Genomic DNA, 14,581 nt, shown 5'->3' with positions numbered 1-14,581 from the left:
CGCGTCAGAACTGCTTCCTGAGGTCGATGCCGAAGTATCGGCCGATGGGATCGATGCGGCGCGGGTCGTAGGCATCGGGGATTTGCCCGCTGCTGTCGACGACCCTCCGCTGCCCGTCGAAGAGGTTGTTCACGACCAGCGACAAACGGAAGCCCTTGAGGAAACCGTCATCCTTTTTCAGCGCCTGCCCGAGATCGGCAAACAGGCGCAGGTCCACGGTCGCAAGGTCCCCGAAGAAGAGGTCGCTCGACCCCGGCAGGCCACTGCCGCGCAGCACGGCTTCGCCGATGTAATTGCCCGAAACGCGCAAGCCATAGCCACCCCAGAACAGCCCGCCTTCGAGGCGCGTTGTGTGCTTAGGCACCGCCCCACCTCCGATGACCTCGCCGTCGATCTGGTCATAGATCGGCCCACCGGGCGCTAGTTGTATCTCATTGTCGAGCGCAATCGAGTGGTTGAGGCTGACGAAGTAGCGACCCTGTCCGTTGTCGCCGCCGCCGGGACCGAAGGGCATTCCGCCCCGGCCGCCACGACCGCCGCGTCCACCGCCCCCGCGCGCCTCGGCGCTGCTGGCTTCACCGCTCTGTCGCGCTCCGGGTGCGGCGCAGATCCGTTCCTTTATCGCGGCGAGCCTGTCCGGATCGACCGTGCCGTCCTCGCGCTTCAGCCGCTCGAGCATCTGTGGCGGGAGGGCGTCGATATTGGGCGGGTCGGTGCAGAGAGCCGTGCGCACTGCTTCGAAATCACGCTCGGTATTCTCGCTACAGAAGCGGTCGCGCGCGTCCTTCACCAGGACAGGATCGGGCTTGCCGTCGGGCCCCATCAGGCGCTCGCGCATGCGCTCCGGCAACAGGGAGAGATCGGGAGTCTCGGTTGCCGGTGCGGCGCAGAATTTCGCCCGCATCTCGCGGAAGCGGTTGGGATCGAACCCGCCACCGCCGCCGGGACCGCCCGCACCGGACCTTCCACCACCGAACCCCGGTGGACCACCACGTCCTTGCCCCTGACCCCCGCCGCTCTCGCGCGCCTTGCCAATGGTGCCGCGCGTGTTGAGACCGAAGCTGAGCGTCCTGCTCTTGGTACGAAACAGCGTAACCGGACGACGGTCGATGGCCAGCAGCTCGCCCGAAGTGCCGCGTGTGACGCGATCGGGAAAAGCGCTTTCGAACGCCGCCGAATAGGATGGCGAACTGAGAGTTACGTCGCTCGAGTTGTTGAGCGCGTAATCGACCTGGAAGCGCGTGTCCTTCCAGAAGGGCAATTCCCAGTTCGCACCAAACTTCCAGTCTGCCTGCGTTTCGGCGAGCAGCGACGGATTGCCGCCGGTGGTGACAGTCGCAAGCACGCTGTCACCGGTCACGAAATCGAACACGGGCACGTTGAAGCTGTCGATCCGCGGACGGCCAAGGTCGCTCAGCGTCGGGGCAACCTCGCGCCAGATCCGGGTGGCCTGCAAGTTGAGGCTGCGGGTCGGTGACCAGTTGAGCCCGGCGGTCCAGCTGTAAAGCCCACCGAAGTCCGAGAGATCCTCCGCGCCGGCGGAGAAGTTGGCTGTCAGGCTGCCGATGGCACCCCATGCGCCGTCATCCTCGGCAATCGGAACGGAGACGTTGACGCCCCCGCGCAAGCGGCGACGTGTCGCCTGAAGCCCGGTGGTCGACCGGGTATCCTCGCTCTCGATCCGCTTCCAGTCGAGGCCAAGGTCGAAGGTTGTCGAAACCTCTCCCGCCGGCAGTTCGAGCGGATAGCCGACCAGCGTCGCCTTGTTGGTGACGGTCCAGGTGTTGCTCTGCGCAAGGTCGAATCCGCTCTGGTCGAACCGGTCGATCTCCGTATCGCCGAGCGCACGGATCACGTCGGTGGTGAATGTGCCCTGCCACCCGCCGAAGCGCCGGTTGTATGCTCCGGCAAAGGCATAGGTATCGGTCGTGCGCCGCGTTTCCAGCGGAGAGACGATGCCACCCACTTCGCGCAGGCCCGACAGGCCGAGGCTTTCCTCGCGTGTGACCGTGGCATTGAGGCTGGTCGATGCACCCGTGTCGATATCGGCGCGGACGTAGTTTGCCGTGCCTTCTACCTTTAGGCTGTCAGAAAGCAGCGTGCGAAAAGGTGCCTCGTCATCGACACCGGCGATGGTCGAGGGAACGGTGAAGCCGCGCTCATCCTCGGTCAGCGCGCTGGTGTCCTCGACATCGAGGTTGAAGTTCAGCCGCCCGCCACTTGTAATCTTGAGATAGGTGAGTTCCTGCTCGTTGCGCGAATAGCCGCCATCCTGCGGCGCCTCGAGCTCGAGCTCCGCAGTGAGCGAGGAATAGTTCGGCTTGAGCACGATGTTGACCACGCGCTGGTCGGGCGGGAAGCCGAGACGCTGGGCGACCTCTTCGGGAAACACCTCGACCTTGGCGATGCTTTCGGGCGGGTAGTTGCGGAATTCGCGGAAGCTCGACACGCGGATGCCGTTGATCAGGAACACCGGCTGGCCACCTCCGCGTCCACCGCGCGCACTGCCGCTCGCGGGCTCGATCGCGGAGATGATGTCGGCAATCGAACTCCCGCCGAAGGCCGCGATATCTGCAGCGTCGTATTCGGCGACTGGCGGCTGGTCGGTGATCAGCTGGCCACGGATACGCTCGCCGGTGACGACGATGGTGCCGGGGTCGAGCGCCGCCGGTTCTTCCTGGGGCTTGCCCTCCGACGGCGTGACCTGTGCGACATCCTGCGCCATCGCACAGGTCGACCAGGCGATAGCCGCCAGCGATACGGCAAATGCGGGGAGCTTACTCAACGATCACCTTCAAACTAAACCGAAACATGCCCCCGCCCTCTCGCACTTGCGGGAAGAACCCATGCCCCGCAAGGGCGGTTCCTGTATCGGTTTGTCGCTCGTCGAGACATATGGACTCTTGGTCGGCCCCGACCCGATGCGCCAAGGCTTCCCTTTTGGCCGCGCTCCGGCTAAAGGCGCCGCCACGCAATTTCTGACAATTTACGGATAACAAGACTGCATGGCCAAAGAAGAACTTCTCGAAATGCGCGGGCGCGTGGTCGAGCTGCTGCCGAACGCGATGTTCCGGGTGGAGCTCGAGAATGGCCACGAAGTGCTCGGTCATACCGCCGGCAAGATGCGCAAGAACCGCATCCGCGTGCTGGTGGGTGACGAGGTCCTGTGCGAACTGACGCCCTACGACCTGACCAAGGCGCGCATCACCTACCGCTTCATGCCCGGTCGCGGCGGCCCCGGCCCGCAGTAATCCGGCGTGGGTTCGCCCAAGCTCATCCTCGCATCCGCAAGTCCCCGCAGGCGCGAACTCATCGCGCGCCTCGGCCTGACGCCCGACGCGATCACCGCAGCCGATATCGACGAGAGCCCACGCAAGGGCGAACTTCCGCGCGATTACGCCAGGCGCATGGCGCGCGAGAAGGCAGAGACCGCTACTTCGTCCGAAGGCTTCGTGCTCGCAGGCGACACCGTTGTCGCTGCCGGACGCCGCATCCTGCCCAAGGCCGAGGACGAGGCGATCGCGCGTCAGTGCCTCGAATTGCTGTCGGGTCGACGTCACCGAGTGCTGTCCGCCATCGCCCTGCGCGCACCTGACGGCACCATGCGTGAGCGACTGAGCGAGACTGTGGTCATCTTCAAGCGCCTCTCGCGCGAGGAGATCGAGGCCTACATCGCCAGCGGCGAATGGCACGGCAAGGCGGGTGGCTATGCCATCCAGGGCATTGCCGAGGGTCTGATCAGCCGCATCCAGGGTAGCCATTCGGGCGTTGTCGGCCTACCGCTCTACGAGACCCGTGCGCTGCTCAAGGCGGCAGGGTTCGACCTTGCCTGACCGCTGGCTCGTCGAAGAGGGGATCGGCGAACACCGCGCGATCCGGCTCGGCGAAAACGGCATCGAGGCGGCGCGCGTCAGCTGGCCCGGAAGTGGGCTGGTAACCGGCGAGATCGCCGATGCGAAGCTGCTCGAAAGGCTGGGCGAAGGCCGCGCGGGCCTGGTCGAGTTCGCCAATGGCGAGAAGGCCTTGTGCCCGCTCGTTCCCCGTCCAGTCAGCATCGGCGCCCCTGTCCGAATGCGGGTAACACGCGAAGCCATGGCCGAACGGGGCCGGCTCAAGCTTGCCCAGTGCCGGTTCACCGAGAACCCGGTCAAGCCCGCTCCATCGCTCGCCGAAGCTCTGGGCGAGGAGGCCGAAGTGCAAGTCGTCCACCGCTTCCCGGGCGACGCAAACTGGGACGATCTGTGGATGGAAGCCGCGATCCAGCAGGTCGATTTTTACGGCGGGAGCCTGCTCTTCGCCGAGACCCCGGCCATGACGCTGATCGACATCGACGGCGGACCATTCGAAGCGATCACCTTCAACGGCATTCCGGCGCTGGCGCGCAGCATCGGGCGGTTCGACCTTGCCGGCAACATCGGTATCGATTTCCCCACCGTCAGCGACAAGGGCGATCGCAAGGTCGTCGATACCGGGCTGGAACGAAGCCTCGGACACTGGCCGCATGAACGCACGGCCATGAACGGTTTCGGTTTCGTCCAGATCATCGCGCGGCTGGAGCGTCCCTCGCTCCTCCATCGCATCGCGCGCAACCGCGCGGGGGCTGCTGCCCGCCTGCTGCTGCGCAAGGCCGAGGGTCTGGCGGGGGCCGGACGAATCGAGCTGTCCGCCCATCCCGCGGTCATCGACAAGCTGCGTCCCGAATGGCTCGACGAATTGCGCCGCCGGATGGGCCGCGAACTCGTGGTAAGGCCCGATCCCGGCATTGCGATTGCGGCTCCCCATGCCCAGATGGTCGATCATGCCTAACTCGTCCAAACCCTGCCCGATCTGCCGCAAGCCGCGCAGTGCCGAGTTCAGCCCGTTCTGCTCCTCGCGCTGCCGCGACCGCGATCTGGCGCAATGGTTCGGCGACGGTTACGCCGTGCCTGGTCGCCCTGCCATGCCCGAGGAAATCGCCGACGAAGTCCTGCGCACGCGCGAGGACTGAATTACCCCCTTGCCAAGGCGTGCCCGCTTCGCCATAGGCGCGCTCTCATTGCTCGCGGGGCTCTTGTAGCCCCTCCGCCGAAGCAGTGTGCCCGGGTAGCTCAGTGGTAGAGCAGACGACTGAAAATCGTCGTGTCGGTGGTTCGACTCCGCCCCTGGGCACCACTTCGCTACCCGAGCCGATCCAGCATCTTCGAAACCAACCCGACGCTCTCGCCGATTGCCCCGAGATCGCGCGGTCGGGTCAGGCGGAATACCTTGGCACCTGCGATGATTCGCGCTACCAGCGCGCCCTGCTCGCCCCAACGGCCCATGGTTTCGAGCGCTTCGGGGCGGTAGATCGTGCCGCTCAGGACCTCGGCAAGCGCTTCGCTGCCCGATAACGGCTCCAGCAACGGGGCCTCGCCGCTTTCCAGCACGACAATTGCGGCCAGCGGGAGCGGCGGACCTCCGGCATGGTTGGGTTCGATATGGCAGTGGAACTTATCTCCGCGCATCACGTCGCGCTGGACCACGCGCTCGCGCCAGCCAAAATGATCGACCGCAGCACCCCACAGCTTGAGCCGCGAAGATGAAGGGTGGATCAGCGCACCCCCGGCGTTCGGCTCCACCTTCGAAAGATCGTCCCCAAACAGCCTCGCGCCCGTCGCTACCATGGCCGCCGCCATCGTACTCTTGCCTTCGCCCGCATCACCACAAAACAGGACTGCGCTGCCATCCAATTCCACGGCGCTGCCATGCCACATCGCATCGCCTCGCTGGTAACCGAGCACGCCCCAGGCACTTCCCAGTGTGAAAAGCCGCAGTTCAGCTGGGTCTACGGCAAGGCTCGGATAAAGCGTCATCCGACGTCCTGCCTCGAGCTTCCACCCGCCGACGCCTTCTATGCAGAAACCCGCAGTTGAGCCCAGTGAATAGGTGCTGCCGTCCCCTGGAAACGCCGGAGAACGTTCGTCGGACAGCTTGATCTTGATGTCTGCGTTGCTAGTCGAACTGCTCGCAAAGCCGTCCCATTCCGGCAGGGCGATCTCGGATGCGATTTCGAGGCCGGAATGACGGTAACGGTGCATGCGCGCACCATGCTGCCCAAGCCTTTGTTGGCGCGCAAGCTTCACCTTGCGTGGAACCCGCGCTACCCCCATCCCATGCACGAAACAGCTTCCGCCGCACTGTCGGCGTTCGACATTGCCGCCCTGCTCGTCGTCACCGCCGCATTTCTCGGGTGGTTCAACCACCATTTCCTGCGCCTGCCGCATGTCATCGGCCTGACCGTCATGGGTGCGCTGGCAGCGACCGGACTGATGCTTGCCAATGCCCTCCTCCCCGGTGTTACCCTGGACGACCGTGTCGCACGCTTGCTCGAAGAGCTGAACTTCACCGAGACGCTTCTCCAGGGCATGCTCAGCTTCCTGCTTTTTGCAGGCGCACTGCATGTCGATCTCGAGCGCCTACGCTCCGCCTGGCTGCCAGTTCTGCTGCTCTCCACGGTCGGCGTGATCGTCTCGACCGTGCTGGTAGGGTTCGCGACGATGGGCGTCGGCATGCTGCTGGGCCTTCCGATCGCGCCGATCTGGTACTTCGTCTTCGGCGCTCTGATCTCGCCCACCGATCCGGTTTCTGTCCTGGGCGTCCTGCGCGAGGAAAACGTCCCAGCATCGCTCCAGAGCGCAGTCGCGGGTGAAAGCCTGTTCAACGACGGTGTCGGCATAGTGGTCTTCACGATCCTGCTGGGGGCCGCGATAACAGGGGCGGAGTTTTCGCTCGCCGAAGGGGCCCGACTTTTCGCGATTGAAGCCGGTGGCGGCGTGGTGGTCGGACTGGTGTTCGGCTGGATCGGCTATCGAGCGCTGGCGAGCATGGACGAATACACCCTCGAAGTGCTCATCACTCTCGCCATCGTTATGGGCGGCTATGCATTATGTTCGGCCTTCCACATTTCCGGTCCGCTTGCCATGGCCGTAGCGGGCCTGTTGATCGGCAACCAGGGCGTTACCTATGCCATGAGCGACGTGACGCGCGACTACGTGATCAAGTTCTGGGAGCTGGTCGACGAGCTGCTGAATTCTGTACTCTTCCTGCTCATCGGCCTCGAGATGATCGCTTTGGTACCCGGCCTCGATGACCTGGTTTTCGGCTTGGCGGTCATTCCGCTTACCTTGCTGGCCCGAGCTATCGCGGTCACAATCTCGACGAAGGCGATTCCTGCTGCGCGCCTAAGCGAAAAGGGCGCCGGGAGGGTCTTGTGGTGGGGCGGGCTGCGCGGAGGGATTTCCATCGCGCTCGCCCTATCCCTCCCACCGGGCGAAACGCGCGAGTTGATATTGGCGGCAACGTTCGGCGCAGTCCTGTTCAGCGTCCTTGTCCAGCGAGCGACGCTGGGTCGGATGATCGCCAAGCTCAAGGAAGACCACGCACCGGCGGTGGAAGACATCCCGTCCAAAGCGGTACACTGAACCCGCCCACAATTGCTTTCGCACCTGCGCTTCTGTATGCGCCAAGCGAACGCCCCGGGCCGCGGTCGCCAGCCGATTCCGCTACCGGGGCGACAGCTTTTTGAGCGATAAGGAATACTGTCCGATGGCACGTCGCCGCCAGATCTACGAAGGCAAGGCCAAGATCCTCTACGAAGGCCCCGAACCGGGCACGCTGATCCAGTATTTCAAGGACGACGCGACCGCCTTCAACGCCCAGAAAAAGGGCACGATCAACGGCAAGGGTGTGATCAACAACCGCATCAGCGAGTTCGTTTTCACCCGCCTTTCGCACATCGGCATCCCGACGCACTTCATCCGCCGCCTCAACATGCGCGAGCAGCTGATCCGCCAGGTCGAGATCATCCCGCTCGAAGTGATCGTGCGCAATGTAGCCGCCGGCTCGCTCAGCAAGCGCCTGGGCATTGAGGAAGGCGAGCTGCTGCCGCACACGCTGCTGGAATACTGCTACAAGGACGACAGCCTCGGCGACCCGCTGGTCTCGGAAGAGGAAATCGCCTGCTTCAACTGGTGCAGCCACGAAGAGATGCAGGACATCTCGTCGATGGCAATCCGCATCAACGACTTCCTGTGCGGCATGTTCAGCGCCATCGACATCCGCCTCGTCGACTTCAAGCTCGAGTTCGGACGCATCTGGGACGGTGACTACAGCCGCGTGATCCTGGCCGACGAAATCAGCCCCGACGGCTGCCGCCTGTGGGACATCAACACCGGCGAAAAGCTCGACAAGGACCGTTTCCGCCGCGACCTTGGCGGGGAAAGCGAAGCCTATCAGGAGGTCGCCCGACGCCTCCGCCTGCTGCAGGACGACGACAGCGGTCCCGGCGAAGTGCTTGACATGAACGCACACCGCGGCCGCCTGCGCAGCTCGCCCAAGCCGAAAAAGTAATCAGACTACGTAGCGCAGCGTCAGGCCGCTTGGACCGATAGCCCAGGCGCAATCGGGCATGTGGTCGCCGTCGACTTGTACGGGAGTAACGCAACGGTCGAACTCGACGCGGCGGACAGAGCGTACTTCGGCAATGCCGAGGCGCGCGACCGGCAGGTTGAACATGGCGGCAAGGCTGAGCGCGATGGTGCGAAGGCGGGTCGATTTCTTCAGCGATATGAGCTCGACCGAATCCGCGGCAAGCGCGGCCTGCGGGCTCAGGCGAAAGGGTCCGGCGTAGAGCGCCGCGCTCGACACGATCACGGCTTCGGCTGCGCATTCGAAACGCTCGCCATCCACGGCCGTCCCCCTGATCTGCATCGCCGAGCGTGGCCATTCGCGCATCTGCTGCATCATCGCCACGACATAGGCATAGCGACCGATGCGCTTCTTCAGCGGTCCCGAGACGCGCGCAACCGCATGGCTGTCCGGCCCGATTGAAAGGCACGATACGATCGGCATGTCGCCCAGCTGATAGAGCGGTGCATGGATCCAGCTTTCCGAACCGCGCTTCCATCCTTCCGCCAACTTGCGAGCGAAAGCTTCCGGCTGTCGCGGATAGCCCAGTTCTCGGGCCACGAGGTTGATCGTGCCCGAGGGCGCCACGGCGAGCGGGATACGCCCTGCATCCTCGCCGAGCGTCTTTACGCAATCGCGCAATGTCCCGTCGCCGCCGTGTATGCAGATGAGATCCGCGTCGCCCGAGAACTGCGCCCCCTCGGCCGTCGTCGGTAGCGGGGTCACCTCGAACCCCTGGGAACGAAGCGCCGCGACCAGCGCATCGAGATGCGCCTGGCTGAAGCTGCCCGACACCGGATTATAGACGAGATCGAGGCTGCTCACGGGGATCTTCATATCGCGCCAATCGCACGAAAACACGGGCAAAATCGCCTCCAGCGTTAACAAGAAGGTTCACGCCATTGTCAGCCGGGTGCCGATAGGGCAGCCCTTGCCCATGATCATTCGCAAGTTTCTCTTTGCCGCCCTCCTTCTTACCACATCGTCGGTCGCTCATGCCGAAGCGGTAGGCTGGGATCCCGCTGCATGGGAACTGGAGGAAAGCGATATCCAGCCAGCCGACGGCTGGGTCTTCGGCAAGCTCGAAAACGGCATGCGCTACATCATTCGCCACAACGAGCGACCGGAGGGCACTGCACTTGTTCGCATGCTGGTTCATGCGGGCGCGTTGGATGAAAATGACGAGGAACGCGGCTTCGCCCACTATGTCGAGCACATGGCCTTCAATGGCTCGACCAATGTGCCCGAGGGCGAGATGGTCAAGCTGCTCGAACGCCTCGGTCTGGCCTTCGGCGCCGACACCAATGCCTCGACCGGCTTCGAATACACCGAATACAAGCTCGACCTGCCGCGAGCCGACGAGGATCTTCTCGGCACCGCGCTAATGCTGATGCGCGAAACGGCGAGCGAGCTGACCATCACCCCAGAAGCGGTCGAGCGGGAGCGCGGCGTTGTGCTGTCCGAGCGGCGGGTGCGCAACACCTATGCGCTGCAGAACTTCGTCGACGGGCTGGAGTTCACTTATCCCGAGGGACGGATGCCGGCCCGCCTGCCCATCGGCACGGTAGAGACCCTAGAAGCGGCAACCGCCACGGGGCTGCGGAGATTCTGGGAGCGTGAATACATTCCCTCCTCGACCACCCTTGTCGTGGTGGGTGATTACGATCCTGCGAAGGTCGAGGCGGCCATCCGCGCACGTTTCGCCGACTGGAAGCCGGCAGTGTCTCCCGACCAGCCGAGCCCGGGGCCCGTCGATCCGGCGTATGCCGACGCCTATGACATCTACACCCACCCCGCCCTCGACGAGAGCGTGACGCTGATGCGCCACGCGGCCTTTGTCGATGCACCTGATACAGTCGCAGCGCGGCAGCAGGAAACCCTACGCCAAGTGGCAAGCGGCATAATCGGCCGCCGGATGAGCCGCGAGGCGCAGAAAGAAGACCCGCCATTCCGCGGGGCCTTCCTCCAACTTTCCGAACAGGACAATCTGTCGCGCACGACGCGACTTACCGTGGTGACGGAGGATGGCGGCTGGCAGCGCGGGCTCGACGCCGCGGTCGACCAGTATCGCCGCGCCATGGAGTACGGCTTCACCGCCGCCGAAGTGGCGGAGCAGGTAGCCAATATCCGCAACTCGCTCGAAAACTCTGCGGCGCAGGAACCGACCCGCAGCAACGGCGGATGGCTAGGCGCGGCGCTCGCAACCGCTCAAGGCAATTCGGTGCCCGACAGTGCTGCCAATCGCCTCGCCCAGTTCGAGGCGATGGCCGACACCATCAGTCCGGAGGCCGTGCTTGGAGCGATGAAAGACGGCTGGCCCGAACTCGCAGCGCCGCTGGTGCGCTTTACCGGCAAGGCCGCGCCCGAGGGTGGCGAAGGCGCACTGCGCGCGGCCGTCGCTGCCGCATATGCAAGGAAAGTCGATGCTCCGCCGCAGGAGGCCGTCACCGAGTTCGGCTATACCGATTTCGGAGCGCCCGGAAAAATCGTGTCCGACACGATGTCCGAAAGGCTCGACATCCGCACCTTGCGCTTCGCAAACGGTGTCATGCTCAACCTCAAGCCGACTACGCTCGAGAAGGATCGGGTGGCAGTGCAGCTCGGCATCGATGGCGGCCGGCTTGTCGACAGCAAGGATAAACCGCTCGGCACCGAACTCTTTGGACGACTGGTAGCCGGTGGCCTGGGCAAGCATTCGCTCGACCAGTTACAAACATTGCTGGCGGGACGCTCGGTTGGCGGCAACATTTCGGTCGAGGACGATCGCTTCGCAATGTCCGGCAATACCACACCTAAGGATCTCGAGTTCCAGCTCCAGGTGCTGGCCGCATTCGTAAGTGACCCGGGATACCGGGCCGAAGGTCTGGGGGCGTGGAGGCAGAGCCTTCCCGCATTCTTTGCCCGTCTCGACAAAACCCCATCGTCAGCCTTCGGGGAAGCGATGCGCAAGATCGTCACCGATGGCGACCCACGCTTCTCGCGGCAGCCGCTCGAATCCTACCTTGCACTCGATTACGGCAGCTTGCGCGATGCAATTTCCGATCGTCTGACCCGGGGCGCGATCGAAATCGCCGTCGTCGGCGACTTCGACCAGCAAAAGGCCATCGATGCGGTGGCCCGCACCCTTGGTGCACTTCCCCCACGCGAAGCGAATTTTCGCTCCTATGACCAGGGAGAACGCCAGCGCAGCTTCACCAAGGAGCGCGGTCTGAAGATTGTCCGCCATGGCGGCGAGAAGGACCAGGCGCTGGTCAATCTCATGTGGCCCACCGCCGACGATAGCGACTGGGAGCGATCCACCCGCCTCACTCTCCTTGGACGCATTGTCCGACTTATGGTGACGGACACCCTGCGGGAAGAACTCGGCAAGACTTACGGTTCGGAAGTCGACACGACCCAGTCCGAGGTGTGGACCGGCTTCGGCACCTTCATGGTCGGTGCGCAGGTCGACGTGAAGGACATCGCTGCGACGCACGGGGCATTGGTTTCGGTCATAGAGAAGCTGCGGGCTGAACCGGTGGACCCCGATCTTCTCAAACGCGCCTTGCAGCCGGTACTCGAAAGTTTCGACAACCGGCTGAAGAGCAATGGCGGCTGGATGGGCTACGTCGACCGCGCACAGAGCAAACCCGAGGACATCGAGCGTTTTATCACGGCCAAGGAGCGGTATTCGGCAGTTACGCCCGAACAGATCATGGAAACGGCGCGCACCTACCTCGATCCCGCCGGGGCGGTCGAATTCCACGTCATTCCCGAAGGACAATAAGAAAGGGGCCGGACCCGCGGCCCGACCCCCTTCCTGTCAGATCAACCGGCTCAGTAGCTGAAGCGGGCCGACACGCCGAAGACGCGCGGGTCGTTCACGAAAGCCGTGTTGTTATTGAAGTCGATGCCGCCCTTCACATTGTCGGCATCTGTGATGTTGCGCACGAAGGCCGCCAGTTCGAAGCTGCCGTCGGTCTTGGCGTAACCGATACGGAGGCCGCCCTCGACCTGGTTATTCGAGTTGAACTCCTTGCTTTCATACAGGAAGAAGTTGGTCTTCCCCTGATAGGCCCAGTCGGTGAACACGAACAGCTCGCCCGAATTGCCCATCGGAACAGCGTAACGTGCGGTGACGTCGGCGATCCACTCGGGCGCATTGGGGAACGGGTTGCCATCGACCAGCGCGCGGGTGTTGCCCGACAGCACGACAGTCGGATCGGTCACGGTGCACTGGGCGCAGATGCCCACGGCCAGCGTGTCGTCCTGGATCTTCGTGTTGTTGTAGCTGAGGCCGGCCGTGATGAGGAAGTCAGGCGTCACCTGGAACGCGCTGTCGAGTTCGAAGCCGTAGCCGCGACCCTTGTCGGCATTCACCAGCTGGACGAGGTTGTCGGCACCACCCACGGCCGAGAACTGCGGGTCCTTGATCGTGTAGTAGTAGATCGCACCGTTCAGGCGCACCGTGCGACCGGCCAGCTCCGACTTGAAGCCGGCTTCGTAGCTCATGATCTTTTCGCTGGTTGCGATCGAGGGAGCCGAGAAGAAGGCCACGTCGCGGCCCTGGATGGTCGGGGCGCGGAAGCCGCTGGCCACGCGGGCATAGACGCTGGCGTCATCGCTGACATCGAGGAACGCCGCGGCATCCCAGCTCAGGCGAGCGTCGGAAACTTCACGCGCCTGCGGGGCAGAACCCGACTTGACGATGAAGTTCTTCTGGTCGTCGGTCCAGCGCAGGCCGCCGGTCAGCTTGAGAACGTCGCTGACGCGGGTCGAAACCTGCCCGAAGACCGCCCAGCTCTCGTTGGTGTGGTTGACGGTAACCGGCGGCGGGAAATCGAAGCCGACCGTTGTCACGTCGAAGTCGCTGTCGAAGTAGAAGCCGCCGACCTGCCATTCGATCGAACCGCCCGTTGCCGAGGCGAGACGGACTTCCTGGGTGAACTGGTCGAGCTCGATCGAGTCCTGCGTGTCCGAGGGGAACGGAATGAAGCCGGGACCCATCTCGGGGAGGAAGGACGCGCCGAAGCCACCGTCGATGTCGCCGCGGCTCGAGCCTTCGCTGTTCGCCCAGCTCGTGATGCTGGTGAAGGTGCCGAAGCCCGCATCGTAGTCGAGCTTCACAGTGGCGATGTCGGCCTTGTACTTGGCCTGGTTGCCGCCACCCGCATCGAAGAAGACGGTGTCGCGATCGTAGTTTTCGTTCAGCTCGTTGTCGCCGGGGCCGAGGATATTGGCGCGGAACAGCGTCGAAGTGCCGTCGAGGTCACGCACCGCATAGGTGCCGAGGATCGAAAGCTCTTCCGTCGGCGTGATGAGCAGCTGGGCACGACCGGCGATTTCGTCATAACCACCGAGCGCGTTCTTTTCACCCGTGTAGCCATTGTCGACCCAATTTCCGCGGTGCTGCCACAGGCCCGAAAGGCGCATCGATACCATGCCGTCGACCAACGGGATGGTGACACCGCCATCGGCCGAAACCGAACCGAAGCTGCCGACGCTCAGCGAACCGGCAACCGCAAACTCGTCACCCGGCTTTACAGTGTCGATCTTGACGATGCCCGCCGGGGTGTTGCGGCCGAACAGCGTGCCCTGAGGACCGCGCAGCACTTCGATGCGCTCGATGTCGAAGATGGGGAAGGACTTCAGTGTGACGTTTTCCATCACAACGTCGTCCATCACGACCGAAACCGGCTGCGAGGCAGCGAGGTCGAAGTCGGTGTTGCCGAGGCCGCGGATGTAAAAGCGCGGGGCTGCACGGCCGTTGGAGCTTTCGACGAAGAGGCCCGGGACGCGAGCAGCGAGCGCGGTGACTTCGGCACCGGCGTCGAAGATGGTCTTGACCGTGTCGGCCGACAGGGTGGCTGCCGAAACTGGCACCTCCTGCAGGTTTTCCTCGCGCCGGTTGGCGGTCACGATAATGGTATTGAGCTGGCCGTCTGCCTGCTCTTCGGCGCCGGTCGTGTCGGCATCCTGGGCATAGGCAGGCTGCGCGGCGATGGCAGCAATGGCGAAGGCGCTGGTCCCGATAAGACGGGCTGCGGTGCGGCTTAGTTTCATGTGGGGAATGTCCTGCTTGACCCCGCGCCGATCCTTGCGCGGGAATTTGGAGGGAAGTGGCCGGTTGGCCGTGGCCATGCCGTAGCAGATTGAAACCCGCTTGAGTCCCAACCAC

11 protein-coding genes and 1 tRNA gene are annotated in these 14,581 nt (G+C 63.9%); 8 read left to right on the top strand and 4 right to left on the bottom strand.

What is annotated here, in order from left to right:
* Window positions 1-4: 4 nt before the first annotated feature.
* A complete protein-coding gene (locus RAM60_RS02945) occupies window positions 5-2,785 on the bottom strand; it encodes a TonB-dependent receptor (protein ID WP_369025641.1) in 2,781 nt (926 codons plus the stop codon).
* A gap of 220 nt (window positions 2,786-3,005) precedes the next feature.
* Between RAM60_RS02945 and infA the strand changes: the two genes are divergently transcribed.
* The 5 genes from infA (at window position 3,006) to RAM60_RS02920 (ending at window position 5,151) form a co-directional block, all read left to right on the top strand.
* Complete coding sequence (infA, locus tag RAM60_RS02940) at window positions 3,006-3,251, top strand: translation initiation factor IF-1 (protein WP_007163491.1); 246 nt, start codon at window positions 3,006-3,008, stop codon at window positions 3,249-3,251.
* A gap of 6 nt (window positions 3,252-3,257) precedes the next feature.
* Window positions 3,258-3,833, top strand: coding sequence for a Maf family protein (locus RAM60_RS02935; protein WP_369025642.1), 576 nt, complete (start codon window positions 3,258-3,260; stop codon window positions 3,831-3,833).
* Window positions 3,826-4,806: a ribonuclease gene (locus RAM60_RS02930; RefSeq protein ID WP_369025643.1), complete on the top strand. Its 981-nt coding sequence runs from the start codon at window positions 3,826-3,828 to the stop codon at window positions 4,804-4,806. The genes RAM60_RS02935 and RAM60_RS02930 overlap by 8 nt, the downstream gene beginning before the upstream one ends.
* Entirely contained in the window at window positions 4,799-4,987 is a 189-nt protein-coding gene (locus RAM60_RS02925; RefSeq protein ID WP_200982997.1) for a DNA gyrase inhibitor YacG, read from the top strand. Before RAM60_RS02930 ends, RAM60_RS02925 begins: the two co-directional genes overlap by 8 nt.
* Before the next feature lie 89 nt (window positions 4,988-5,076).
* Window positions 5,077-5,151, top strand: a tRNA-Phe gene (locus RAM60_RS02920).
* A 5-nt stretch (window positions 5,152-5,156) separates the two neighbouring features.
* Here the strand turns inward: RAM60_RS02920 and RAM60_RS02915 are convergent.
* Window positions 5,157-6,056: a hypothetical protein gene (locus RAM60_RS02915; protein ID WP_369025644.1), complete on the bottom strand. Its 900-nt coding sequence runs from the start codon at window positions 6,054-6,056 to the stop codon at window positions 5,157-5,159.
* Here RAM60_RS02915 and RAM60_RS02910 point away from each other — a divergent pair.
* Together RAM60_RS02910 and purC are read left to right on the top strand one after the other, a co-directional pair.
* Window positions 6,039-7,439 carry a cation:proton antiporter gene (locus RAM60_RS02910; protein ID WP_510640145.1) on the top strand — a complete coding sequence of 467 codons (1,401 nt, stop codon included), beginning with the start codon at window positions 6,039-6,041 and terminating at the stop codon, window positions 7,437-7,439. The two genes, RAM60_RS02915 and RAM60_RS02910, sit on opposite strands and share 18 nt — an antisense overlap.
* Before the next feature lie 124 nt (window positions 7,440-7,563).
* Window positions 7,564-8,367, top strand: a complete 804-nt coding sequence (gene purC / locus RAM60_RS02905) for a phosphoribosylaminoimidazolesuccinocarboxamide synthase (protein WP_200982990.1) — start codon at window positions 7,564-7,566, stop codon at window positions 8,365-8,367.
* Here the strand turns inward: purC and RAM60_RS02900 are convergent, their stop codons facing one another.
* Complete coding sequence (locus RAM60_RS02900; protein ID WP_510640143.1) at window positions 8,368-9,249, bottom strand: diacylglycerol/lipid kinase family protein; 882 nt, start codon at window positions 9,247-9,249, stop codon at window positions 8,368-8,370. It lies immediately after the preceding gene.
* A gap of 112 nt (window positions 9,250-9,361) precedes the next feature.
* Between RAM60_RS02900 and RAM60_RS02895 the strand changes: the two genes are divergently transcribed.
* Window positions 9,362-12,190, top strand: coding sequence for a M16 family metallopeptidase (locus RAM60_RS02895; protein ID WP_369025647.1), 2,829 nt, complete (start codon window positions 9,362-9,364; stop codon window positions 12,188-12,190).
* Between the two features lie 50 nt (window positions 12,191-12,240).
* Here the strand turns inward: RAM60_RS02895 and RAM60_RS02890 are convergent, their stop codons facing one another.
* Window positions 12,241-14,466, bottom strand: coding sequence for a TonB-dependent receptor (locus tag RAM60_RS02890; RefSeq protein ID WP_510640140.1), 2,226 nt, complete (start codon window positions 14,464-14,466; stop codon window positions 12,241-12,243).
* Between the last annotated feature and the right edge of the window lie 115 nt (window positions 14,467-14,581).

The organism is Qipengyuania sp. RANM35 (assembly GCF_041021145.2).
Taxonomy (GTDB): Bacteria; Pseudomonadota; Alphaproteobacteria; order Sphingomonadales; family Sphingomonadaceae; genus Qipengyuania; species Qipengyuania soli.
Note: the sequence above shows the minus strand (reverse complement) of the source record. Positions and strands in the feature narration are given on the sequence as shown.